We start from the raw sequence: 22,896 nt of genomic DNA, 5'->3' as shown, positions 1-22,896 counted from the left end.
TACTTTTGATCGTATGCTTTTTCATGGGCTCGCCCTCGCTGTCGTTGGCTTCTTAAGAATGCCACCGTGGCGCTACTGACGCCTCGGCTTGGGCGAGTCCATCCAATTACATGGGACGACATCGGTCCCACGGACTGCACGCGCTGCTTTTCGTAGGACCGGCTTCAGCCGGGAAGCCTTTGCCGTTGCCGTTGCCGTTGCTTTGATCTTCATACACAAAAAGCCCAAACACCGCCAAACGCGACTTGGGTGCAGGCTGAACGCAGACGACGCGGAGTGGGCCGAGCGGCATGGATGCCGCGAGAGCGCCGTCAGGACATGGATGTCCGTTCGGCGCGGGCCCACGGAGCGTCGTCGGAGTGAGGGAATCCCGACGAAGGAGGGACCCAGCCAGGAGCAGGCACCCTTGGTTACTTGGGGTGCTTTTCCAAGTAACTCGCCGAAGGCGAAACCGTCCTGCCGTTAGGCAGGACCTAAATAAGCCCAAGCTGCCTCTGGCATAGTCCCGCGCCTCCCCGTACTGTGCGCAAACCGTTTTCACCGCACAAAACCAAAAACAGCAGAGGCACCACATGAGTGTGATTTGGGGAACAGGGAAAGTACTGACAACAGCATTCTGGCTACTGATAATCACCAGCCTGACCATCGCCATGCCACACCCCTTCGACCTACTGTTCAAAGTGGCCGGCGGCCTCTTGCTGCTCATCCACATCATCGAACTGATCAGCTACAACGCCAGCCTGCGCAGCCGCCCCCATCCCTGGCGCGATCGCCTCAAGATTCTGCTCTTCGGCCTATTCCACCTGAACACATTCAAACGCCCACTGGCGGAGGTACACCATGCGTAACGCAATGCTGATGACGGCAGGCCTGCTGTCCGCCCTGAGCAGCCCCTGGATCATGGCCCAGACCATCTCCGTCGAAACCCACTCGCTCATGCGCCTGCCGTCCAAAACCAGCGTATTGCAACTGGACCGACTGGAAGTCGCCGACTACGGCACCCTCCTGATCCCGGCCGGCCTCACCGAAGTCAAAGTCGGCCAACTTGTCATGGGCCACGAATCACGCATCGCCATCGTCCCGAGCGCCGAGGCATTCAGCCTGCAAGTCAAACAGGGCGACCTCGGCGGCGGCGCGGAAATCACCGCGCGGGGCGCCCCGGGCACCTTCGAAAAACCGCCGACCCCAGGCCGCAACCTCAACCTGCGGATCGAACAACTCAACGCCGACCAGCTCTACGTCGACGCCCGCGGCGGCGCAGGCTCGCCCGGTTACATCGGCCTCGATGGCGGCAACGGCATCGATCCGGGCTGCACGTGGGGTTCCGCCAGTCGCGGGATCGACGGCGACAATGGCGGCAACGGCCGTGACGGCGCGCCCGGTGCGCTCGTTCGCCTTGAGCTCCCGGCGACCTTCGGCAATGAGCGCATCAAGGTCAACGTCCAGGGCGGTGCCGGTGGCATTGGCGGCGACGGCGGTCGCGGCGGCAAAGGCGGCGCGTCCAAAGGCTGCGTGGTCTATCGCGCTGACGGCGCCAAGTCCGGCAAGAACGGCGACAAGGGTCAGTCCGGTGCAGCAGGGCCGGCGGGCGCTATCGTGGTTCGCAACTTATAAGCGTTGTGGGAGTGAGCTTGCTCACGAAGACGGTATCTAAACCGCTGAATGCCTGGCGGGTGTACCAGTCTTTCGGGAGCAGGTTCTTCCCCACACATCAGAACATTGGCCTGATGGCAGCGATCGCCACAACGGCCGCCCCTACCATCAGATTGATCCCCACCAGACGCCGAATGCCGGTCATCGCGGCCGCGCCATCCGCCCATTGTTCGGCGAGCACAGCCTTGCGCAACTGCGGCAGGTTCAGCGTCGAAACGCGCAGAAACAACGCCACCATCACCACATACAGGCCCATCATCACCTGCACATAGCGGGGCGCGGTCTGAAAGCCGCTGAAGTTGATGTTGATCATGCCAATGCCGGTCACCGGCAGCATGATCACCGCGTACCAGACCCACACGAAGAAACGCGGCAACACCTGCAGCCACAGCTTCAACCGGGCCGGGCCCTCCAGGGCGGCGATGACCGCCGGTCGAAGAATCATCCAGGCGAAAAACATTCCTCCTACCCACACAATCGCCGCCAGCACATGCAAGGCGTAGACAAAGGCTACAGGTGACATCGAGAACTCCGATCTGCGCAGAAAGAATTAGCGCGGTATGATAGCCGCCCGCTGCGACTACTGAAGATATATCCAGCGGTTTTCGTGTTTTCATTCAGCACCCGTGACGCCGAGCCAACGACCCAGCCCATGATCAGCACCGAACTCAAATCCCAGATTCAGGGCGCCTACTCGCGTTTCCTCGAAGCCAAGAGCCTCAAGCCTCGTTACGGCCAGCGCCTGATGATCGCTGAAGTGGCGAAGGTGCTGGGCGACGTCGACACCGACGAAGAAGGCCGCCGTTCGGGTGATCCCGCCGTGGTGGCGGTCGAGGCGGGGACCGGCACCGGCAAAACCGTTGCCTACGCCATCGCAGCCATTCCAACTGCCAAGGCTGCCGGCAAGCGCCTGGTCATTGCCACCGCGACTGTCGCCCTGCAGGAGCAGATCGTCTACAAAGACCTGCCCGACCTGATGCGCAACAGCGGCTTGAACTTCACGTTCGCGCTGGCCAAGGGCCGTGGCCGCTACATGTGCCTGTCCAAGCTCGACATGCTGCTGCAGGAAGGCGACGCCCAGAGCGCGACCGCACAGCTGTTCGAAGAAGAAGGCTTCAAGATCGAAGTGGATGAAGCCAGCCAGAAGCTCTTCACCACCATGATCGAAAAACTCGCCGGCAACAAATGGGACGGCGATCGCGACAGCTGGCCCCAGGAACTGGCCGACCAGGACTGGGCGCGCCTGACCACCGATCACAGTCAGTGCACCAACCGCCATTGCCCGAACTTCCAGCAGTGCGCCTTTTACAAAGCCCGCGAGGGCATGGGCAAAGTCGACGTCATCGTCACCAACCACGACATGGTCCTCGCTGACCTGGCGCTGGGCGGCGGTGCAGTCCTGCCCGATCCTCGCGACACCCTGTACGTCTTCGACGAAGGCCATCACCTGCCAGACAAGGCGATCGGTCACTTCGCTCATTTCAGTCGCCTGCGCTCCACCGCCGACTGGCTGGAGCAAACCGCCAAGAACCTCACCAAATTGCTGGCCCAGCACCCGCTGCCGGGCGACCTGGGCAAGCTGATCGAGCAGGTGCCCGAGCTGGCGCGGGAGATCAAGACCCAGCAGCAGTTCATGTTCACGGCCTGCGAGCAGCTTGCCGACTTCAAGCAAGGCGAAGACATGGAAGGCCGCGAGCGTCCGCGGCATCGCTTCGTCGGCGGCGTGGTCCCCGAACACATGCGCGAGATGGGCATCGAGCTGAAAAAAGGCTTCGCCCGGCTCGACGACCTGTTCACGCGCCTGACCGAGCTGCTTAAAGAAGGCATGGACGGCGAGGTCAACATCGGCATCGCCAGCCATCAGGCGGAAGAGTGGTACCCGCTGTTCGGCAGCTTGTTGGCCCGCGCCCACGGCAACTGGGAATTGTGGACCGCCTTCACCGCTGAAGATCCAGAAAACAGCCCGCCCATGGCGCGCTGGCTGACCCTCGCCGACAGCGGCTCGCTGTTCGACATCGAGGTCAACGCAAGCCCGATCCTGGCGGCCGAAATGTTGCGCCGCAACCTGTGGAACGTTGCCTACGGCGCGCTGGTGACCTCCGCCACCCTGACCGCGCTGGGCAAGTTCGACCGTTTTCGCATGCGTGCCGGGCTGCCGAAGGACGCCGTCACCGCCGTGGTGCCGAGCCCCTTCCACCATGCCGACGCAGGCGTGCTGCGCGTGCCAGACCTCAAAGCCGACCCTCGCAACGCGGCCGAACATACGGCCGCCATCATCCGCGAACTGCCGAATCTGGTCGAAGGCTCCAAAGGCACGCTGGTGCTGTTCTCATCGCGCAAACAGATGCAGGAAGTGTTCGACGGGCTGGAGCGGGACTGGCGCAAGCGGGTGTTCATCCAGGGCAATCTGTCCAAACAGGAAACCCTCAACAAGCACAAGGCGCGGGTCGACGGTGGCGATGAAAGCGTCCTGTTCGGTCTGGCCAGCTTCGCTGAAGGGGTCGACCTCCCGGGCGCCTACTGCGAGCACGTAGTGATCGCCAAGATTCCCTTCGCCGTGCCGGATGATCCGGTCGAAGCTGCGCTCGCCGAATGGATCGAAGCCCGGGGTGGCAATCCTTTCATGGAGATCGCCGTTCCCGATGCCTCGTTGCGCCTGATCCAGGCCTGCGGTCGTCTGCTGCGCACCGAACAGGATCGCGGCATCATCACGCTGCTGGATCGCCGGGTCGTGACCCAGCGCTACGGCAAAGCCATCCTCAACGCACTGCCGCCATTCCGGCGCGAAATTTCCTGAACCCGTGTTGCAAATGAAACACGGATGACCGGGTCTTAGATTCGGTCCGCCCTGATGCGCGCAACCCCTTGTGCTCCGGGCCTCAGATGATCAAGGAGCTTCAGATCACATGATTCGCCGTTCACTGTCTGCCATCCTTGCCACGCTGTGCGCGGGCATGGCCCACGCCGCGCCTGACGTTCAGCAGACGCTGTTCAATTTCGTCCGGCCCGCCGACGTGGTGAAGGTCACCACCCAGGATGCCGGGTTTCCCCAGGCCAACGCCGAACAGACGGCCGAAGGCGAAGTGCTGCGCCGAGTCGTTTTCAATCCGGTCGCCAAACCCAGTCTGCGACTGACCCCGCAGACCGGCGTCTGGGACTGGAGCCACGACAGCGCCATGACCTTGCGCCTGCAGAGCGCGATGGACTGGGCATTGACGGTGTACGTGCAGATCGAAAGCCGCGACGGCAGAGTCCTCACCAGCCGCATCGACCTGCCTGCCGGCCCGGCGCAAACCCTGGTGCTGCCGCTCAAGGCCAGTTCGCCGCTGACCCAGGGCATGCGCGCCGGTCCGCCGATGCCGTGGGTTTACGAGGGACAGCGCGTGTTGCTGGCCAGCACCCAAGGTGACCTGAACAGCGCTGAGGTTTCATCGGTCACCGTGTCGTTGTCTCAGCCCAACGTTGCCCAGTCCGTCTTGATCGAGAAGTTCGGCGTGCAAGAGGGCGATGCCTTGCTAACCGCTGCCTACGGCAACCTGGTTGACGGTTACGGGCAGTTCACCCGAGGCAAGTGGCCGGAGAAGGTCACCAGCGACGAGCAGCTCAAGACACTGGCGGGCAAGGAACAGCAACAGTTGCAGAGCTGGCTGAAAGACCGGCCCGCTCACGACAAATACGGCGGCTTGCTCAACGGACCGGCGTTCGAAGCGAAGGGCTTTTTCCGCACCGAGAAGCGCGACGAGCGCTGGTATCTGGTGACGCCAGAGGGCCATCCTTTCTACTCCCTGGGCGTGAATGCCATCTCCGCTGACGACAGCCAGACCTACGTCGAGGGTCGGGAAACCATGTTCACCGGCCTGCCCGGCAGCGACGATCCACTCGCCGCGTTCTACGGCAAGGGCGACGACAACCGCGAGACGGGTGCCAACCGCAACCGGCAGTTCGATCAGGGCCGCTGGTTCGACTTCTATGGTGCAAATCTGCAGCGTACCTACGGCGTGCCGAAGTGCGTTGAAGTCTCCAAGCCTGTTGATCCGGCGGACGACGAAGGCGAAACGCCAGCCAACACTGCAGCCACTCCAGCAGCAACGACCGCGTCAACTGGCGACAGCGCTAACGGTCAGACCTTGCCAGCGCCTCAGCCTGAAAAACCCGCCACATCTGCGCCTGCAGTCGAATGCAAGCCGGTGATCGTCGACCGCAAGCGCTGGGTTGATCACACCCTGCAACGTTTGCAGGCGTGGGGTTTCACCACCGTCGGCAACTGGAGCGAGCCCGCGCTGGAAAACCTCGAAAGCAGCAAGAAGGAACGCGTGCCCTACACACTGCCGCTGTCCATCGTTGGCGACTACGTGAGCATCAGCACCGGTCTGGATTGGTGGGGCGGCATGCCTGATCCGTTCGATCCGCGTTTTGCCATGGCCACCGAGCGGGCCGTCGCCATCGCTGCTCGCGACCATCGTGATGACCCGTACCTGATCGGTTACTTCGCCGATAACGAATTGGCCTGGGCTGCGCCGGGCAACGCTCCGAAGGATCGCTACGCCTTGGCCTACGGCACGCTGAAGCTGACCACCGATGTGCCGGCCAAGCGCGCCTTCCTCAAGCAGTTGCGTGACAAGTACCGCAACGAAGAGGGGTTGTCCAAGGCGTGGGGTATTCACCTGGCAGCGTGGGAGTTGATGGAAGACCCGGGCTTCGAGCCGCCGCTGCCTAGCGCAGAGCACCCGGAGATCGAAAACGACTTCAGGTATTTCCAGCGTGTGTTCGCCGAGACCTATTTCAAAACCATTTCCGACGCGCTCAAGTGGCATGCGCCGAACCATCTCCTGCTCGGCGGGCGCTTTGGCGTCACCAGCCCTGAGGCGGTCGAAGCCTGCGCCAAGTTCTGCGACGTGCTGAGTTTCAACTTCTATACGCTCAAACCTCAGGACGGCGTGGACTTTGCAAAACTGCACGTCCTCGACAAGCCTGTGCTGGTCAGTGAGTTTCACTTTGGCTCTCGTGATCGCGGGCCGTTCTGGGGCGGGGTGCTCGAAGTGCCGCGTGAAGAAGATCGCGGCCCGGCGTATGCCAATTTCCTGAAGAGCGCGCTGGCCGAGCCTTCCATTGTCGGTGTGCATTGGTTCCAGTACCTGGATCAGCCTGTCACCGGCCGATTGCTGGACGGTGAAAACGGCCACCTCGGACTGGTAGGTATCACCGACGTGCCGTACTCGGGCTTCGTCGAGGCGGTGCGCAAGGCCAACGGACAGGTCGTGGACGTGATCGGCAAGCGCCCTTAACCGGGCGGTTCCCAAAGCGCCCAATCGCTGGAACAATGTGCGCCATTTTTTTGCAGCCCGACCGGAGAGCCAGACCGTGCAGATTCAAGGCCATTTCGAGCTTCAGTTTGAGGCCGTTCGCGAGGCATTCGCCGCGCTGTTCGACGATCCGCAGGAGCGTGGCGCTGCGCTGTGCGTGCAGATCGGCGGGGAGACGGTTCTGGATCTCTGGGCCGGCACGGCAGACAAGGATGGCGGCGAAGTCTGGCACAGCGACACCCTCGCCAATCTCTTCTCCTGCACCAAAACGTTTACTGCCGTCACGGCGTTGCAGCTGGTGGGCGAGGGCAAGCTGAATCTCGATGAGCCCGTGGCGCGTCTCTGGCCCGAGTTCGCCGCCAACGGCAAACAATCCATCACGCTGCGCCAGTTGCTGTGCCATCAGGCCGGGCTTCCGGCGATCCGTGAAATATTGCCGGCCGAAGCGCTTTATGACTGGCAGGCCATGACGAGCGTATTGGCTGCCGAGGAACCCTGGTGGACGCCGGGGCAGGGCCACGGTTATGCCGCCATTACTTATGGCTGGCTGGTGGGCGAGATGATTCGTCGTGCTGACGGGCGCGGTCCGGGCGAGTCCATCGCTGCGCGTATTTCGCGGCCCTTGGGCCTGGATTTCCATGTCGGGCTGGCCGATGAAGAATTTCATCGTGTCGCCCACATTGCCAGGGGCAAGGGCAATGTAGGTGATGAGGCCGCGCAGCGCCTGTTGCAGACCACGATGCGCGAGCCTGCTTCCATGACGGCGCGGGCGTTCACCAACCCGCCCTCGATCATGACCAGCACCAACAAGCCGGAATGGCGGCGCATGCAGCAACCTGCCGCCAATGGCCATGGCAACGCCCGCAGTCTGGCCGGTTTTTACAGCGGCTTGCTGGATGGCAGTCTGCTGGACGGCGACCTGCTCAACGAACTGACCCGCGAGCACAGCATTGGGCAGGACAAGACGCTGCTCACCCAGACCCGCTTCGGTCTGGGCTGCATGCTCGATCAACCGACGGTGCCTAACGCCACGTTCGGGCTGGGCGCCAAGGCATTTGGCCATCCCGGCGCAGGCGGCTCGGTCGGCTTCGCTGATCCCGAGCGCGATGTGGCGTTTGGGTTTGTGACCAACACCCTCGGTCCCTACGTGCTCATGGATCCGCGCGCGCAGCAACTGGTGCGCGTGCTTGGTGAGTGTTTGCAATAACTATCGCCGTTAAGTGCTTGTTCTACCGACTGTCAGTTAAATCTGGATAACGGAGCCGTAGGGCGGTTTCTTTTTCCAAAACAGTCTTTATGCGTGTTATATGAGCGCTGCTTCGTTCATTTTCTGATCAATTATTCATGTGGGTCACCCATGTCAGCTAACAAAAGCCTCGCATTCGCCATCTGCCTCGCCGTCACCGGCTGTGCGCAAACCCCTCAGGATCAGTCGGCCAGCAATGACCACTGGTGGTCGTTCGGTTCAGGCAAGGGCGCCGATGCCGCTCCTGCAACCCCGGCGCCAAGCCCGGCGGCTGCACAAGTGGCCAAAGCTCAGACCGAAACCGGTACGCGCTGGTACTGGCCGTTCGGCTCTGACCATGGCGAAACCGAGAAGAAACCGGAAGTCGCCGCCACTCAACCGGCTGCAGCCCCGGCCGTTGCCCAGGCCGGCGACGCCAACAAGTGGTGGTGGCCGTTCGGTGCAACCGACGCCAAAAAAGACGCCGCACCTGCTGTTCCCAAAGTCGACCCGAAAGTGACCCAGGCCTGGCTGGATCTGAACGAGCCGAAAGTCCGCGAAGCGATCAAGGACAGCCAGTTCCAGCTGGAGCGCCGTGACGACATCCTCGTGGTGACCGCGCCGGTCGACAGCACCTTCAATCCGAAGCGCCCGGAAATGCTCCTGCCGACCAATCTCGGCCCGATCAGCCGCATGGCCAAGATCGTTGAAGTCGACCCGCGCGCCGCCGTTCTGGTGCTGGGCCACAGCGATGTCGCCAGCGATTCCGATCTCAAGATCAGCCAGCAGCGCGCACAGTCGGTCGCGGCGATTTTCCGCCTCAGCGGCCTGCAGCGTAACCGTCTGAGCCTGCGTGGCATGGGCGCCGATATGCCCCGGGCAGCCAGCGATAGCGTGCCGGGTCGCGCACTCAACCGTCGTGTGGAAATCATCCTCACCCCGCAAGACACCATGGTTGCCCAGATGGCCAAGTACAACTTGCCGCCAGCACCGACCCTGCTGGCCGTGCAAACTGCCAACGCGCCGGCCCCTGCACCCGTTGCTGCACCGACCAAGGCCGCTGCGCCTGCCAAGTCGGCCGCACCGGTGAAGAAAGCTGTGGCGACCAAGGCTTCCGCAGCCAAAGCGCCTGCGGCCAAAAAAGCACCTGTGAAGAAAGCTGCGCCGGCGAAAGCCAAGGCAGCGCCTGCGAAAGCTGCGGCCAAAAAACCTGCGCCGGATGCTCAAGCCGGCAACTGAGGTTAAGATCGGGGTTCTGTTCACGGATCTCGATTAAGGAAGGCAGTGATGAGCCAGCGTCTGGCCGATATGCGTCGTAACTACGCCCGCGAAGGGTTGACCGAAGCCCAGTCACCGGAAGAACCCTTCGCACTGTTTCATCGCTGGTTCAACGAAGCGGTCGAAACCGAACAGGCGCCGGTCGAGGCCAACGCCATGACGCTGGCGACCGTCGACGCCGACGGCCGCCCGCACTGTCGGGTCTTGCTGCTCAAAGGTCTTGACGCTCAGGGATTCACGTTCTTTTCGAACTACGAGAGCGCCAAAGGCCAGCAGTTGAATGCACGTCCTTTTGCCGCCATGACGTTTTTCTGGCCCACGCTGGAACGTCAGGTGCGCATTGAAGGCCGCGTGGCCAAGGTCAGCCACGAAGAATCCGACGCCTATTTTCAGGTACGCCCCCTCGGCAGCCGCCTCGGTGCCTGGGCATCGCCTCAAAGCCGGGTGATTGCCGACCGTGAAGCGCTCGAGGGCTTGCTCAAAGCCACCGAGGCGCGTTTCATGGACGCCCAGCCTGACTGTCCCGATTACTGGGGCGGCTATCGTCTGGTGCCCGATCGCATCGAATTCTGGCAGGGGCGTCCAAGCCGCCTGCATGACCGCCTGAACTATCGTTTAGTTGAAGATGAGTGGCAGCGCGAGCGCCTCGCGCCCTGATTGCCGGTCTTTGAACAGCCGGCTTCAGCGTCTCTGTCACACTTTTCTTTGAATCAATTTCCGGCGCTGTCGTCCACTGAGGTAGACGTCGGGGTGTTGCTGTATCACGCCTGAATAAACGTAAATTATCGGTACAGGGCCGTGACATGGATTGGCGTCGCAGAGTCTAATGGCTACCTGTTCCTATGGAGATAACTGTTATGCGCAAGTCTGTTTTGTTGGTTGCTTCGTTCACCGCCATGGCGCTGACGCTGGGCGGCTGTACTTCAAGCCTCACCGGCGACTCGTACTCGCGCGACGAAGCTCGTCAGGTGCAGACCGTACGCCTGGGTACCATCGAATCGCTGCGTCCGGTGAAGATTGAAGGCACCAAAACCCCGATCGGCGCGGGTGCCGGTGCCATCGTCGGTGGCGTGGGCGGCAGTGCCATCGGTGGCGGTCGCGGCAGCATCGTGACGGCCGTGATCGGTGCGGTCGCCGGTGGTCTGCTGGGCTCCGCGGCGGAAGGCGGCCTGACCCGTGCTCAAGGCGTCGAGATCACCGTGCGTGAAGACGACGGCACCATGCGCGCTTATGTGCAGGAAGTTCAGGAAAACGAGATCTTCCGTGTGGGTGAACGTGTTCGCATCATGACCGTCAACGGTACCAGTCGCGTCAGCCACTAAACGCCGATGCACGTCCTGAAGCGCTGCATGGCTCGAAGCCGAGTCTAGTGCCCGCTCATGAAAACGCCCCGATCATTCGGGGCGTTTTGCATTTCAGTACGCGCTGGCGGGGAGGGTAGTGCTGGGCTTAGCCAGCAATGCCCAATATGTCGCGGGCCAGTGCTTCGGCGATGCGGATCCCGTCGACACCGGCCGACAGGATGCCGCCGGCATAGCCTGCGCCTTCGCCCGCCGGGAACAGACCCTTGACGTTCAGGCTTTGCAGGTCCTCGCCACGGGTGATGCGCAGGGGCGAGGAGGTGCGCGTTTCGATGCCGGTGAGGATCGCGTCGTGCTGCGAGAATCCTCTGATCTGCTTCTCGAACGCGGGCAGCGCCTCACGAATGGCTTCGATGGCGAAGGCGGGTAGCGCGTCGGCAAGGTCGGTCAGCTTTACGCCCGGCTTGTAGGAAGGTTCAACGGTGCCCAGCGCCGTTGACGCTTTCCCCGCGATGAAATCACCCACCAGCTGCGCCGGGGCTTCGTAGGTTTCGCCGCCCATGAGGTAGGCGTGGGACTCCAGACGCTCCTGCAGCTCGATGCCGGCCAGCGGGCTGCCCGGATAATCCTGCTCGGGCGTGATGCCCACGACAATGCCGGAGTTGGCGTTGCGCTCGTTGCGCGAGTACTGGCTCATGCCGTTGGTGACGACACGGTTGGGCTCCGAGGTTGCTGCCACTACGGTGCCGCCGGGGCACATGCAGAAGCTGTACACCGAACGGCCGTTCTTGGCGTGGTGCACCAGCTTGTAATCGGCAGCGCCAAGCTTCGGGTGACCGGCGTACTTGCCCAGTCGCGCGCGGTCGATCAAACCCTGAGGGTGCTCGATGCGGAAGCCGACCGAAAACGGCTTGGCCTCCATGAACACGCCGCGGCCGTGGAGCATGCGGAAGGTGTCCCGGGCGCTGTGGCCCAGCGCCAGAATCACGTGCCGGGAGTCGATGCGCTCGCCGCTGTCGAGCACAACGCCCTGCATCTGGCCGTCTTCGATCAGCACATCGGTGACGCGCTGCTGGAAACGCACTTCGCCGCCCAGCGCTTCGATCTGATGACGCATGTTCTCGACGACGCCGGTCAACCGGAAGGTACCGATGTGCGGCTTGCTGACGTAGAGAATTTCTTCCGGCGCGCCGGCTTTGACGAACTCATGCAAGACCTTGCGGCCAATGAATTTAGGGTCTTTGATCTGGCTATAGAGCTTGCCGTCAGAAAACGTTCCCGCGCCGCCCTCGCCGAACTGCACGTTGGACTCCGGGTTAAGCACGTTCTTGCGCCATAGGCCCCACGTGTCCTTGGTGCGCTGACGAACTTCCGTGCCGCGCTCCAGAATGATCGGCTTGAAGCCCATCTGCGCCAGCAACAGGCCGGCGAATATCCCGCACGGGCCGAAGCCGACAACCAGCGGACGCTGGTTCAGCTCGGCAGGGGCGTGGCCGACCATCTTGTAACTCACGTCCGGGGCCGGGCCGATGTGTTTGTCGTGACTCAGGCGCTGAAGCAGGGCGGCTTCGTCGCGCACCTGAAAGTCGACGGTGTAAATGAACTGCAGCTCAGTGGATTTCTTGCGCGCATCGTAGCTGCGCTTGAACAGGGTGAAATCCAGAAGCTCGTCGCTGCCGATGGCCAGGCGCTGCAGAAGTGCGGGGCGCAGTTCGTCGTCCGCATGGTCCAGCGGCAGTTTGAATTCGGTGATTCGTAACATTGAAAGATCCGGTTTCGGGCCGCAGGATCGGCCCGGCAGCACTACAAGAGCGCGCGATTATAAGCCACATTGGGCAGGGAGCGGTGGCCCGAGCGACGACATCCGCCACTCCATCAATCGTTACGCATCGCCCCGAAATACGCGCAGCCGCGCTGAACCTGGCCATTGACCCGCAGTTCGGCGGTCAGGTGCTGGACCGAGCCGTTCGACGGGTCCACACAGCGCAGCGGCGCGACGTAGAGCTCGACGTGTTGATTGTTGGCGTCGGTGATCAGGTTGAAGCGGCCCTCGGGCATCTGCTCTTCCATGTAGGGCACAGCGAACGGCTCTTTGCCCTCGCGCTCAAGCACCAGACCCTTGCCGCTGGCGTTCAGGTTCCATTTCGGACCGTTGCCGCTGGCATGAATGGTCAGGCGCTTGAAGTTGGGGTCCTCGCAGGCACCGCTCGGGCGCTCGACGCGGTAGAGCTGATAAATGTCAGCCTGACCGTCACTGCCCTGGGCCTTGCTCGCGACGAAGTTGCCGCGAACATCGGCGAACGCTTTGCCGTTCTTGTCCACCACCGAAGCGGCTTCCTGCAGGACGCCGGTGTTGCCCTTGTCGGTCACTGCATAGCGGCGCTGTTCATTGCACGGAGCGAAGAACAGTTTGCCGCCGTCACCGCTGAGGGTGCCCTGCATGCGGATCATGCCGGCCGTCGACACCTTGCTGTCATTCGACGACAGGGGCATCAACTGGCAGCCGGCAAACAGGGGCAACAAGGCAAACATCAGGGCGGAACGAGCAGCGGACATGGGACGGTCTCCAGACAAGTGCCGCCACGTTACTCAGCCTGCTCGCTCATCACAAGGGGTGATTAACCGACGCGATACGTCTGTCCGGTTTGTAGCCCTTCGACACTTTTTGCATACGCCAATGCGACATCCGCTGCCTGAACAGGCTTGAAGCCGCGGAAGTACGGCCCGTAGCTGTCCATGGCTTCGACCAGCACGTTGGGGCTGACCGAGTTGACGCGCATGCCGCGCGGCATCTCGATGGCGGCGGCGCGCACGAAGGCGTCGATGGCACCGTTGACCAGGCTGGCAGACGCCCCGGTGCGAATCGGATCGATGATGGTGATGCCGGTGGTGAAGGTGAAGGACGCGCCGTCGTTGGCGAATTCCCGGCCGATCAGCAACAGATTGACCTGACCCATCAGCTTGTCGCGCAGGCCCAGGGCGAAGGAATCGCCCGTCATTTCGCCGAGCGGCGCGAAGGTGACATTGCCGGCCGCGCAAATCAATGCGTCGAAAGGGCCCGTCCGTTCGAATAGTTTGCGGATCGAGTCGCTGTCACTAATATCGACGTGCTCGTCTGCGCCGGTTCTGCCGATGCGAACGACCTCGTGGCGTGGCGCCAACTCTTTCTCGATCGCCGAGCCGATGGTGCCGCTGGCGCCAATCAATAGAATTTTCATGATGCGGTTTCCCCTGGTATGGATCAGGCGCTCAGTGTGAGTCGCCATTTCCCACGGATACAGGGGCTAAACGGCAATCCCGGTTTGTCAGAAAGGAAACAATCATGAGCGAAATGGACGACTTGGCCGCGTTCGCGATGCTGGTGGAGGCCAACAGCTTCACCTTGGCCGCGCAATGGCTGGACACCAGTACCAGCCAACTGTCCAAGCGCATCAGCAAACTGGAAAAAAACTTCGGCGTGACGCTGCTCCATCGCACCACCCGCAGCCTGACCCTGACCTCGGCGGGCGCCATTCTCCTGCCCGAGGCCCGCGCACTGCTGGCCCAGCGCGACCGCGTCCGCGACGCCATGGCCTACCTGAGCGAAAGCCTGATCGGCACCGTGCGCCTGACCGTGCCGGTGTCATTGGGGGAAACCTTCTTCGAAGGCCTGCTCAGCGAATTCGCCCACAACTACCCCGATGTGCAGGTTGAGCTAGACCTCAACAACCACTTCCGCGACATGCGCCGTGATGGCTTTGACCTGGGCATACGCTCCAGCGTGGGCATTGACGAACGCCTGGTGGCCAAGCCGTTGCTGTCGCTACAGGAACTGACCTGCGCCAGCCCGGACTACCTCGCCAAACATGGCACCCCGCAAACGCCGGAAGAACTGCGCGTGCACCGATGCCTGCTCAACAGCCATCACAGCGGCCGTGAGTCGTGGGCTTACCACCAGAAACACGAACTGACCCGCGTCAACGTCCGCGGCACCTTCGCCAGCAACCACTACGGCCTCCTGAAAAAAGCCGCCCTCGTCGGCGCCGGCATCGCCCGCCTGCCGTCCTATATGGTGCATGAGGAACTGAAAGCCGGGCGGCTGCACTGGCTGCTGCGCGATTACCAGACGCCGGTTTCATCGCTGTACCTGGTCCATCCCTTTGAGGGACGACTGCCGAGAAGGGTGAAGGTCATGGCTGACTACCTGACCGAATGGTTCGAGCGCAGCACTGCGGTGCTGGAAGCGCTCTGACGGCGCGAAAACTGGCATCGCTGTTTGGGCGACAACAGAGCTGACGCAGAGCGTCAAGGGATGCATTTCCATATGGAGCGGGGGAACGATCAGGCAGGTTCAAACAATCAAATTGATGGTGCAACCACTGGCCTCTTCCCGGCTAAAGCCAGTCCTACAACAGCACCAGCGTACACCCCGCAGAACCAGCGGCGATCCCCGTAGGACCGGCTTCAGCCGGGAAGCCTTTGATCTGCTTTAAAAGCGCTTTTGATCTTCAAACACAAGATGCCCAGACACCACCAAACGCGACTTGGGTGCAGGCTGAACGGAGGTTTCGCGCAGTGGGCCGAGCCGCATGGATGCGGCGAGAGCGCCGTCAGGACAGGGATGTCCGTTCGGCGCGGGCCCACGGAGCGAGACCGGAGTGAAGGAACCCGACGAAGTCGGGCCCAACCGAGAGCAGGCACTTTTGGTTACTTTTAGTGCTTTTTAAAAGTAACTCGCCGAAGGCGAAACAGTCTGCCCCCAGGCAGACGCCCTTGATCCTGCTTTACCCGCCTAAATAAGCATCCCGCACTTTCGGATCGACCAACAACTCCGCCCCCGACCCCTGCATCACCACCCGGCCATTCTCCAGAACATACGCACGATCAGCGATCTTCAACGCCTGATTCGCATTCTGCTCCACCAGAAACACCGTCACCCCATCCCGCCGCAACTGCTCAACAATCTCGAAAATCTGCTGAATAATAATCGGCGCCAGACCCAGCGAAGGCTCATCCAGCAACAACAACTTCGGCTTACTCATCAACGCACGCCCGATCGCCAGCATCTGCTGCTCGCCGCCCGACATCGTCCCGCCGCGCTGATTGAACCGCTCCTTCAAGCGCGGAAACAACTCAAGCACCTTATCCATCTGCACCTGATAATCGGCCTTGTCCGTAAAGAACCCGCCCATCGACAGATTCTCCTCCACCGTCAGACGCGCAAACACCCGACGGCCCTCCGGCACCACCGCAATACTCTTGCGCATGATCACCGACGACTCCAGACCCACCAGCTCCTCACCCATATAACGGATGCTGCCACTGTGTGCGCGCGGCGAACCGCACAGCGTCATCAACAGCGTCGACTTGCCTGCGCCATTGGCGCCGATCAGCGTGACAATCTCGCCCTGCTGCACATCGATGCTGACACCGTGCAAGGCCTGGATCTTGCCGTAGAACGTGGAAACGTTATCGAACTGCAGCATTTACGCTTCCCCCAGATAGGCTTTGATCACTTCAGGATTGTCACGGATCTGCTCGGGTGTGCCATCGGCCAGCGGCGTGCCCTGATTGATCACCACGATATGGTCGGAAATACTCATGACCAGCTTCATGTCGTGCTCGATCAACAACACTGTGGCGTTGTGCTCGTTGCGCAACACGCCGATCAGCGCTTTCAAATCTTCGGTTTCTTTCGGATTCAGACCGGCCGCCGGCTCGTCGAGCATCAGAATGCGCGGGCGCGTCATCATGCAGCGGGCGATTTCCAGACGGCGTTGCTGACCGTAGGCCAGGGTGCCGGCAGGACGGTTGGCGAACTCCTTCAGATCGACCGCTTCCAGCCAGTGCTCGGCGTACTCCATCGCCTCGCGCTCGCTTTTGCGATACGCCGGGGTCTTGAACAGGCCGGAGAGGAAATTCGTGTTGAGGTGGCGATGCTGGGCCACCAGCAGGTTTTCCACCGCCGTCATTTCCTTGAACAGGCGCACGTTCTGGAACGTTCGCACCACGCCTTTACGGGCGATCTCATGGCCAGCCAGGCCCTGGATCGGCTCGCCGTCCAGCAGAATCGTCCCGGATGAGGGTTTGTAGAAGCCTGTCAGGCAGTTGAACACAGTGGTCTTGCCGGCGCCGTTCGGGCCGATCATCGACACCACCTGTTTCTCGTGGACGGTCAGACCGACGCCGTTGACGGCCAGCAGACCGCCGAAGCGCATGCACAAGCCGGACGCTTGCAGAAGTGGACGGCTCATCAGCGCTCCCCCTTGAGTTTCATGACGGGACGCTGCATCGGCAGGAAGCCCTGGGGACGCCAGATCATCATCAGCACCATCAAGGCGCCGAAGCCGAGCATCCGGTATTCGCTGAATTCGCGAAGCAGTTCAGGCAACAGAATCATCACGACGGCGGCGAGAATCACCCCCAGCTGCGAGCCCATGCCGCCCAGGACCACGATGGCCAGGATGATCGCCGACTCCAGAAAGGTGAACGACTCCGGCGTGATCAGACCCTGACGCGCGGCGAAGAAACTGCCGGCGAAACCGGCGAATGCAGCGCCGAGGGTGAAGGCCGACAGCTTGATGATGGTCGGATTCAACCCCAGCGCGCGGCAGGCGATTTCGTCTTCACGCAAGGCTTCCCAGGCGCGGCCGATGGGCATGCGCAACAACCGGTTGATCACGAACAGCGCCAATAGCGCCAGCAGCAGGGCGATCAGGTAGAGGAAGATCACCTTGTTGATGGAGTTGTATTGCAGGCCGAAGTATTCGTGGAACGTCTGCATGCCTTCTGCTGCCTTGCGCTCGAACGACAGGCCGAACAGCGTTGGCTTTTCGATGTTGCTGATGCCGTTCGGGCCGCCGGTGATGTCGGTCAGGTTACGCAGGAACAGGCGAATGATTTCACCAAAACCCAGCGTCACGATGGCCAGATAGTCACCTCGCAGCCGCAGGACCGGGAAGCCCAGCAGGAAGCCGAAAGTCGCCGACGCCAACCCCGCCAGTGGCAGACAGATCCAGAAACCGAAGCCGAAATAGTGCTGCAGCAGGGCGTAGGTGTACGCGCCCACGGCGTAAAAGCCGACGTAGCCGAGGTCAAGCAGACCGGCCAGACCGACAACGATGTTCAGGCCCAGGCCCAGCATCACGTAGATCAGGATCAGGGTCGCGATGTCCACTGCGCCGCGCGAACCGAAGAACGGCCACACCAGTGCCGCGATTACCAGCGCGCCGAGGAACCAGCGCTGGGTCGAAGGCAGGGTCAGAAAGTTGCTGGTCTTGTCGGACATCAGCTGTTTCTGCGGACGCGAACGCCACATGGCGCTGATCTGTTCGTTGAACAGCACGCGCAGGAACATCAGAAACGCGGCGGCGAAAATCACCAGCACGGTGGTGGTGCTTGCGCCGACCACCGCGAGATTGATCCCGACGATGTCCAGTTTGAGCCCGAGGATCGGGTAAGCGACGGCCAGCACCAGCACTGCGCTGAAGAGGGCCGATTTGAGATTCCTGGTCATACTTTTTCAACCTCCGGACGGCCGAGCAGGCCGGTTGGCCGGAACAACAACACCAATACGAGAAGACCGAACGCCACCACATCCTTGTACTGGTCGCCGAAGATGTCGGCGCCAAAGGCTTCGGCGATGCCCAGCACCAGACCGCCGAGCATCGCGCCCGGGATACTGCCGATGCCGCCCAGTACCGCGGCGGTGAAGGCTTTGATGCCGACGAGGAAACCGGCGTTGGGGTTGATCACGCCGTACTGCATGCTCAGCAGGACCGCAGCAACCGCCGCCAAAGCCGCGCCGATGACAAAGGTCAGGGCGATGATGTTGTTGGTGTTTATCCCCAGCAGGTTGGCCATCTTGATGTCTTCGGCGCAGGCACGGCAGGCGCGACCCAAGCGAGAGCGGGAGATGAACCAGGTCAGACCAAGCATGGCCACCAGCGTGACGATGAAGATGAGGATCTGCATGTACGAGATCACCACTTCATGGGTGCTGCCGGGGCCGAAAACGAAGTTGCCGGGAATGAGGTTGGGGATCGATTTGTCTTTCGAGTCCTGCGACAACAGCACGGTGTTCTGCAGGAAAATCGACATGCCGATGGCGGAAATCAAGGGGATGAGGCGGTTGCTGCCGCGCAGCGGGCGATAGGCCACTCGCTCGATGGCATAACCGTAGGCGCTGGTCACCACAATACTGGCGACGAAGGCTGCGGTAATCAGCAGGGGCAGGCTGTCCAGGCCAAGCATGGTCAGACCGGCCAGGGCGATAAACGCCACATACGACCCGATCATGTACACCTCGCCGTGGGCGAAGTTGATCATGCCGATGATGCCGTAAACCATGGTGTAGCCAATGGCAATCAAGGCGTAAGTGCTGCCAATGGTCAACCCATTAACCAGCTGTTGAAGAAAGTGATAGAGATCTATCGGCATTGCTGAGTGCTCCTAAAAACCTGCCTGGTGTTTCACTGGTGGTGTCTTTTTCCCGCTCGCGCGTCGTGATCTACGTCCGCGTCCGGCACGAGCCCAGTGGTTCACTGGTGCGGTTTCAAGATGTTCAGGGATCGGAATTCTTATGAAATTCGCTGCCCAGCTAAAACAAAGCCCACTGCGGTTGCAGTGGGCTTCGGGTAAGCATGAAGGCTGCGTTATTTCACAGGGGCTTCAGTCTTGGTGCCATCTTTGTGCCAGGTGTAAACGACGAATTTGAAGTCTTTCAGGTCACCCTTGGCGTCGAACGACAGATCGCCGGTAGGGGTCTTGAACGTACCGGCGTGGATGGCCGCTGCCACTTTGGCGGTGTCTTCGGACTTGGCGGTCTTGATCGCGTCGGCAATCACCTCAACAGCGGCGTAGGCCGGGAACACGAACGGACCGCTCGGGTCTTCTTTCTTCGCCTTGAACGCGGCGACCAGCTCATTGTTGGCCGGGTCCTGATCGAAGGATTTCGGCAGGGTGACCAGCAGACCTTCGGACGCGTCCTGAGCGATCTGCGAGATGGACGCGTTGCCCACGCCTTCCGGACCCATGAAGCCGGCTTTCAGGCCTTTTTCCTGCGCCTGACGCAGGATCAGACCCAGTTCAGGGTGGTAGCCGCCGTAGTAGACGAAGTCAACGTTGGCTTGCTTCATCTTGGCGATCAGCGAGGAGAAGTCCTTGTCGCCGGCATTGATGCCTTCGAACAGCGCGACTTTCACGCCGTCTTTTTCCAGGGTCTGCTTGACGGCGGTGGCGATGCCTTCACCGTACTGCTGTTTGTCGTGGATGACCGCAACGATCTTCGGCTTGACCTGCTTGGAAATGTACTCGCCAGCGGCCGGGCCCTGGGCGCTGTCCAGGCCGATGGTGCGGAAGATCATTTTGTAACCGCGGGCGGTGATTTCCGGGCTGGTGGCCGCCGGGGTCACCATGATGATGCCTTCGTCTTCGTAGATGTCCGAAGCTGGCTGAGTGGAGCTGGAGCAGAGGTGACCGACCACGAACTTGACGCCGTCGTTGACCACTTTGTTGGCGATGGCGACCGCTTGTTTCGGGTCACAGGCATCATCGTAATCAACCGCTTCAAGCTTCTTGCCGTCGACGCCGCCTTTGGCGTTGATCTGGTCAATGGCCATCTTGGCGCCGCTGAACTGCATGTCGCCGTATTGGGCCACAGCACCGGTTTTCGGGCCGGCGATGCCGATCTTGATGGTGTCAGCTGCGAACGAGTGACTGGCAACCCCCGCCAGAACCAGTGCGGCAAACAGCTTGGAAATCTGATTAATACCCTTAGTCATGATGCTCCACTCTTGCGTTGTAGTTTTTATAATCCTGACGGCCGAAGCGGCAGGACCGGATTGAATCTCCAGGCCGCACCCCCAGCAACTGTACCGGAACAGTTTAGAGCGCCGGTCGAGCGCTTGAATAGCTGGCTGCGGGGGACAAAACCTGCGGATGTCGCTTAATCGACAGAAAGATACACAATCAGGCTGGTGGTTTCGCCTTGTCGGACGACGAACCGGTTGGCCTGCGTGAACTTCTCTGCAATCAATCACTTGAATCCGGGTTTGTCGGTATGAAAGGCGGCGCTATCATTGCGCCGATTTCCAATACGGTGAAAACCCATGACGCAAGAACCTAGCACCCTCTATGCCAAACTGCTTGGCGAAACCGCTTCGATTACCTGGAAAGAATTGCAACCGTTCTTTGCGAAGGGTGCCCTGTTGTGGGTCGAGCCGACGCTGGATTTGATCGCCGTGGCACAGGCATTTGCCGAGAACAGCGAGGCGCAAGTGGCGGCATGGGTAGCGAGTGGAGAAGTCGGCAAGGTCTCTGAATCAAAGGCTCTGGATCTTTTGGAGCGCGATCCGACGCTGTGGGCCGTGGTCGTTGCACCCTGGGTGCTGATCCACGAAAGGGCGTGACGCGCTTCTGTGCTCAAAAAGGGTGCGTCCAATGATGGCGAAGTGGGTAGGGCGGTAACTCCCCGTGTGTCCCCGGTAGCGAAATCGCTCACCTACTGACTGATCGGGCGGTGGGAGTTCTACGTCATCGAGAGGGTCAATCGCAATCTATCCAGATGGTCAGGTATCAGCGGGGCGAATCTTTGCAGACAAGATAGAAAGGGGCGACTACACAGATCAGGAATCACAAACCGGGGACAGATTTATTTACACAAACCGGGGACAGATTTATTTACGGTGAAGCGATGTAAATAAGGTCAGTCCCCTCGCCGACGTCCTTGCCTTAAAACAAGAAAGAGATCGCCCCATGGACCACTCAACTCAGGCAAGGAACGCTTGGCGCGTTCTGTTTCTGCTGTTTCTGGCCAACCTGTTTAATTTCTTCGACCGCACGATTCCCGCGATCATCATCGAGCCCATCCGCAAGGAATGGTCGCTGAGCGACTTTCAACTCGGCATCATCGGCACCGCCTTCACGCTGGTTTACGCCGTGGCCGGGCTTCCGTTGGGCCGCATGGCTGACAACGGTTCGCGGCGCAAGTTGATGGGTTGGGGCCTTGCGGTGTGGAGTGGGCTGACGGCGGTGAACGGTCTGGCCGGCAGCTTCTGGGGGTTTCTGCTGGTGCGCATGGGCGTGGGCATCGGCGAGGCCAGCTATGCACCTGCGGCCAACTCGTTGATCGGCGACCTGTTCCCGGCCCACCGCCGGGCCCGTGCCATGGGCATTTTCATGCTCGGTCTGCCACTCGGGCTGCTGCTGGCGTTCTTCACCATCGGCGCGATGGTCCAGGCGTTCGGCAGTTGGCGCGCGCCGTTCTTCATCGCAGCGGTGCCGGGGCTGGTGCTGGCGGTGTTCATGTTCTTCATTCGCGAACCGGCCCGGGGCGCCGCTGAAAGCGTGGCCATTTCCCAGGATAAAATCGACCGACCCATCCGCAGGGTGCTCTCGATTCCTACGTTTCGCTGGCTGGTGCTCGCCGGTCTGGCGTTCAACTTTGCCACCTACGCGTGCAACTCGTTCATGGTGCCTATGTTGCAGCGCTACTTTTTGCTGCCTTTGCAGGAAGCGGCAATGGCGACCGGCATGATCGTCGGCGTGACCGGGCTCGTTGGCCTGACGGCCGGCGGCTGGGTGGCGGACAAGCTGCACCAGCGCTGGAGCAACGGCCGTCTGATGTTTGCCGCCCTGAGCATGGTGGTCGCAACGCTGTGTACCGGTTATGCGCTGCACGCCGGGCGCATCGAGATCGGCGTGTTCGTCGGGGTGTTCAGCCTCGGTTGGCTGTTTTCCTACAACTTCTACACCTGCGTTTACACCGCCATTCAGGACGTGGTGCAGCCCCGGCTCCGCGCCACGGCCATGGCGCTGTTCTTCGCCGGGTTGTATTTGTTGGGCGGCGGGCTGGGCCCCGTGGTGGTGGGCTTGCTGTCGGACCATTTCGCTCACTCGGCCATGTACGCCGCGCAGGTCGAACAGATGACCGAACCGTTCAAGGCGGTGGGGTTGCACGATGCGATGTACCTGATACCGGTGGCGCTGTTTTTCGTGTTGGTGTTTCTGGTGAAGGCGTCGACGTGTTTCAGCGCCGATGCATTGCGGATGCGCGAGGGGATGGTGGCGGATGAGCCGGTAGGGCGGGGGGTGAAGCCGTCGGTGGCTTGAAGCGAAAAGGCACAAAGGGGACAGATTTATTTACGGTGAAGCGCTG

At 61.3% G+C, this 22,896-nt stretch carries 20 protein-coding genes; 11 read left to right on the top strand and 9 right to left on the bottom strand.

Annotation, left to right across the window (positions count from 1 at the left end):
• The first annotated feature begins 572 nt into the window (after positions 1–572).
• Both SLW74_RS25925 and SLW74_RS25920 read left to right on the top strand, forming a co-directional pair.
• Positions 573–848 carry a DUF1145 domain-containing protein gene (locus SLW74_RS25925; RefSeq protein ID WP_410930542.1) on the top strand — a complete coding sequence of 92 codons (276 nt, stop codon included), beginning with the start codon at positions 573–575 and terminating at the stop codon, positions 846–848.
• Positions 841–1,614, top strand: coding sequence for a collagen-like protein (locus SLW74_RS25920; RefSeq protein WP_410930541.1), 774 nt, complete (start codon positions 841–843; stop codon positions 1,612–1,614). Before SLW74_RS25925 ends, SLW74_RS25920 begins: the two co-directional genes overlap by 8 nt.
• 97 nt (positions 1,615–1,711) lie before the next feature.
• Here the strand turns inward: SLW74_RS25920 and SLW74_RS25915 are convergent, their stop codons facing one another.
• Entirely contained in the window at positions 1,712–2,176 is a 465-nt protein-coding gene (locus SLW74_RS25915) for a CopD family protein (protein WP_410930540.1), read from the bottom strand.
• Between the two features lie 129 nt (positions 2,177–2,305).
• Between SLW74_RS25915 and dinG the strand changes: the two genes are divergently transcribed.
• The 6 genes from dinG (at position 2,306) to SLW74_RS25885 (ending at position 10,781) form a co-directional block, all read left to right on the top strand.
• Entirely contained in the window at positions 2,306–4,450 is a 2,145-nt protein-coding gene (gene dinG / locus SLW74_RS25910) for an ATP-dependent DNA helicase DinG (RefSeq protein ID WP_065992603.1), read from the top strand.
• 109 nt (positions 4,451–4,559) lie between these two features.
• Positions 4,560–6,938, top strand: a complete 2,379-nt coding sequence (locus tag SLW74_RS25905; protein ID WP_410930539.1) for a beta-agarase — start codon at positions 4,560–4,562, stop codon at positions 6,936–6,938.
• 76 nt (positions 6,939–7,014) lie between these two features.
• Entirely contained in the window at positions 7,015–8,163 is a 1,149-nt protein-coding gene (locus SLW74_RS25900; protein WP_410930538.1) for a serine hydrolase domain-containing protein, read from the top strand.
• 150 nt (positions 8,164–8,313) lie between these two features.
• The gene (locus SLW74_RS25895; protein ID WP_410930537.1) at positions 8,314–9,420 is read left to right on the top strand and encodes an OmpA family protein; all 1,107 of its coding nucleotides are present in this window, start codon (positions 8,314–8,316) and stop codon (positions 9,418–9,420) included.
• A gap of 48 nt (positions 9,421–9,468) precedes the next feature.
• Positions 9,469–10,116, top strand: coding sequence for a pyridoxamine 5'-phosphate oxidase (pdxH, locus tag SLW74_RS25890; protein WP_410930536.1), 648 nt, complete (start codon positions 9,469–9,471; stop codon positions 10,114–10,116).
• Positions 10,117–10,316: 200 nt separating this feature from the next.
• Positions 10,317–10,781 carry a glycine zipper 2TM domain-containing protein gene (locus SLW74_RS25885; protein ID WP_037012225.1) on the top strand — a complete coding sequence of 155 codons (465 nt, stop codon included), beginning with the start codon at positions 10,317–10,319 and terminating at the stop codon, positions 10,779–10,781.
• A gap of 127 nt (positions 10,782–10,908) precedes the next feature.
• Here the strand turns inward: SLW74_RS25885 and SLW74_RS25880 are convergent, their stop codons facing one another.
• From SLW74_RS25880 to SLW74_RS25870, 3 genes are all read right to left on the bottom strand, one after another.
• On the bottom strand, positions 10,909–12,522 hold the full coding sequence (locus SLW74_RS25880) for an NAD(P)/FAD-dependent oxidoreductase (RefSeq protein ID WP_065992613.1): 1,614 nt from the start codon (positions 12,520–12,522) through the stop codon (positions 10,909–10,911).
• 113 nt (positions 12,523–12,635) lie between these two features.
• On the bottom strand, positions 12,636–13,316 hold the full coding sequence (locus tag SLW74_RS25875; protein WP_065992615.1) for a hypothetical protein: 681 nt from the start codon (positions 13,314–13,316) through the stop codon (positions 12,636–12,638).
• 62 nt (positions 13,317–13,378) lie between these two features.
• A complete protein-coding gene (locus SLW74_RS25870) occupies positions 13,379–13,978 on the bottom strand; it encodes a short chain dehydrogenase (protein WP_410930535.1) in 600 nt (199 codons plus the stop codon).
• 104 nt (positions 13,979–14,082) lie between these two features.
• On the opposite strand from SLW74_RS25870, the gene SLW74_RS25865 reads away from it, so the two are divergent.
• Positions 14,083–14,991 carry a LysR family transcriptional regulator gene (locus tag SLW74_RS25865; protein WP_410930534.1) on the top strand — a complete coding sequence of 303 codons (909 nt, stop codon included), beginning with the start codon at positions 14,083–14,085 and terminating at the stop codon, positions 14,989–14,991.
• Between the two features lie 532 nt (positions 14,992–15,523).
• Here SLW74_RS25865 and SLW74_RS25860 read toward each other — a convergent pair.
• The 5 genes from SLW74_RS25860 to SLW74_RS25840 form a co-directional block, all read right to left on the bottom strand.
• Positions 15,524–16,225 (bottom strand): ABC transporter ATP-binding protein, encoded by a 702-nt coding sequence (locus tag SLW74_RS25860; RefSeq protein ID WP_065992624.1) that lies wholly within the window; start codon positions 16,223–16,225, stop codon positions 15,524–15,526.
• Entirely contained in the window at positions 16,226–16,993 is a 768-nt protein-coding gene (gene livG, locus SLW74_RS25855; RefSeq protein ID WP_065992627.1) for a high-affinity branched-chain amino acid ABC transporter ATP-binding protein LivG, read from the bottom strand.
• The gene (locus SLW74_RS25850; protein ID WP_065992632.1) at positions 16,993–18,255 is read right to left on the bottom strand and encodes a high-affinity branched-chain amino acid ABC transporter permease LivM; all 1,263 of its coding nucleotides are present in this window, start codon (positions 18,253–18,255) and stop codon (positions 16,993–16,995) included. Before SLW74_RS25850 ends, livG begins: the two co-directional genes overlap by 1 nt.
• On the bottom strand, positions 18,252–19,178 hold the full coding sequence (gene livH, locus SLW74_RS25845) for a high-affinity branched-chain amino acid ABC transporter permease LivH (protein ID WP_065992637.1): 927 nt from the start codon (positions 19,176–19,178) through the stop codon (positions 18,252–18,254). The genes SLW74_RS25850 and livH overlap by 4 nt, the downstream gene beginning before the upstream one ends.
• 215 nt (positions 19,179–19,393) lie before the next feature.
• The gene (locus SLW74_RS25840) at positions 19,394–20,521 is read right to left on the bottom strand and encodes a branched-chain amino acid ABC transporter substrate-binding protein (protein ID WP_065992639.1); all 1,128 of its coding nucleotides are present in this window, start codon (positions 20,519–20,521) and stop codon (positions 19,394–19,396) included.
• 327 nt (positions 20,522–20,848) lie between these two features.
• Between SLW74_RS25840 and SLW74_RS25835 the strand changes: the two genes are divergently transcribed.
• Positions 20,849–21,148 carry a DUF2288 domain-containing protein gene (locus tag SLW74_RS25835; protein ID WP_065992641.1) on the top strand — a complete coding sequence of 100 codons (300 nt, stop codon included), beginning with the start codon at positions 20,849–20,851 and terminating at the stop codon, positions 21,146–21,148.
• Positions 21,149–21,494: 346 nt separating this feature from the next.
• Positions 21,495–22,850, top strand: coding sequence for a spinster family MFS transporter (locus SLW74_RS25830; protein WP_410930533.1), 1,356 nt, complete (start codon positions 21,495–21,497; stop codon positions 22,848–22,850).
• Positions 22,851–22,896 lie beyond the last annotated feature (46 nt).

Source organism: Pseudomonas sp. W5-36 (assembly GCF_046540455.1).
GTDB classification, from domain to species: domain Bacteria; phylum Pseudomonadota; class Gammaproteobacteria; order Pseudomonadales; family Pseudomonadaceae; genus Aquipseudomonas; species Aquipseudomonas graminis_B.
Note: the sequence above shows the minus strand (reverse complement) of the source record. Positions and strands in the feature narration are given on the sequence as shown.

Excerpts from the sequence above, each read along its gene's own strand:
- SLW74_RS25830 (WP_410930533.1), top strand. The coding sequence starts at position 21,495 with ATGGACCACTCAACTCAGGCAAGGAACGCTTGGCGCGTTCTGTTTCTG.
- SLW74_RS25840 (WP_065992639.1), bottom strand. The coding sequence starts at position 20,521 with ATGACTAAGGGTATTAATCAGATTTCCAAGCTGTTTGCCGCACTGGTT.
- SLW74_RS25915 (WP_410930540.1), bottom strand. The coding sequence starts at position 2,176 with ATGTCACCTGTAGCCTTTGTCTACGCCTTGCATGTGCTGGCGGCGATT.
- livH (WP_065992637.1), bottom strand. The coding sequence starts at position 19,178 with ATGCCGATAGATCTCTATCACTTTCTTCAACAGCTGGTTAATGGGTTG.
- SLW74_RS25850 (WP_065992632.1), bottom strand. The coding sequence starts at position 18,255 with ATGACCAGGAATCTCAAATCGGCCCTCTTCAGCGCAGTGCTGGTGCTG.
- pdxH (WP_410930536.1), top strand. The coding sequence starts at position 9,469 with ATGAGCCAGCGTCTGGCCGATATGCGTCGTAACTACGCCCGCGAAGGG.
- SLW74_RS25885 (WP_037012225.1), top strand. The coding sequence starts at position 10,317 with ATGCGCAAGTCTGTTTTGTTGGTTGCTTCGTTCACCGCCATGGCGCTG.
- SLW74_RS25880 (WP_065992613.1), bottom strand. The coding sequence starts at position 12,522 with ATGTTACGAATCACCGAATTCAAACTGCCGCTGGACCATGCGGACGAC.
- SLW74_RS25920 (WP_410930541.1), top strand. The coding sequence starts at position 841 with ATGCGTAACGCAATGCTGATGACGGCAGGCCTGCTGTCCGCCCTGAGC.
- SLW74_RS25895 (WP_410930537.1), top strand. The coding sequence starts at position 8,314 with ATGTCAGCTAACAAAAGCCTCGCATTCGCCATCTGCCTCGCCGTCACC.
- dinG (WP_065992603.1), top strand. The coding sequence starts at position 2,306 with ATGATCAGCACCGAACTCAAATCCCAGATTCAGGGCGCCTACTCGCGT.
- livG (WP_065992627.1), bottom strand. The coding sequence starts at position 16,993 with ATGAGCCGTCCACTTCTGCAAGCGTCCGGCTTGTGCATGCGCTTCGGC.
- SLW74_RS25905 (WP_410930539.1), top strand. The coding sequence starts at position 4,560 with ATGATTCGCCGTTCACTGTCTGCCATCCTTGCCACGCTGTGCGCGGGC.
- SLW74_RS25865 (WP_410930534.1), top strand. The coding sequence starts at position 14,083 with ATGAGCGAAATGGACGACTTGGCCGCGTTCGCGATGCTGGTGGAGGCC.
- SLW74_RS25835 (WP_065992641.1), top strand. The coding sequence starts at position 20,849 with ATGACGCAAGAACCTAGCACCCTCTATGCCAAACTGCTTGGCGAAACC.
- SLW74_RS25875 (WP_065992615.1), bottom strand. The coding sequence starts at position 13,316 with ATGTCCGCTGCTCGTTCCGCCCTGATGTTTGCCTTGTTGCCCCTGTTT.
- SLW74_RS25860 (WP_065992624.1), bottom strand. The coding sequence starts at position 16,225 with ATGCTGCAGTTCGATAACGTTTCCACGTTCTACGGCAAGATCCAGGCC.
- SLW74_RS25870 (WP_410930535.1), bottom strand. The coding sequence starts at position 13,978 with ATGAAAATTCTATTGATTGGCGCCAGCGGCACCATCGGCTCGGCGATC.
- SLW74_RS25925 (WP_410930542.1), top strand. The coding sequence starts at position 573 with ATGAGTGTGATTTGGGGAACAGGGAAAGTACTGACAACAGCATTCTGG.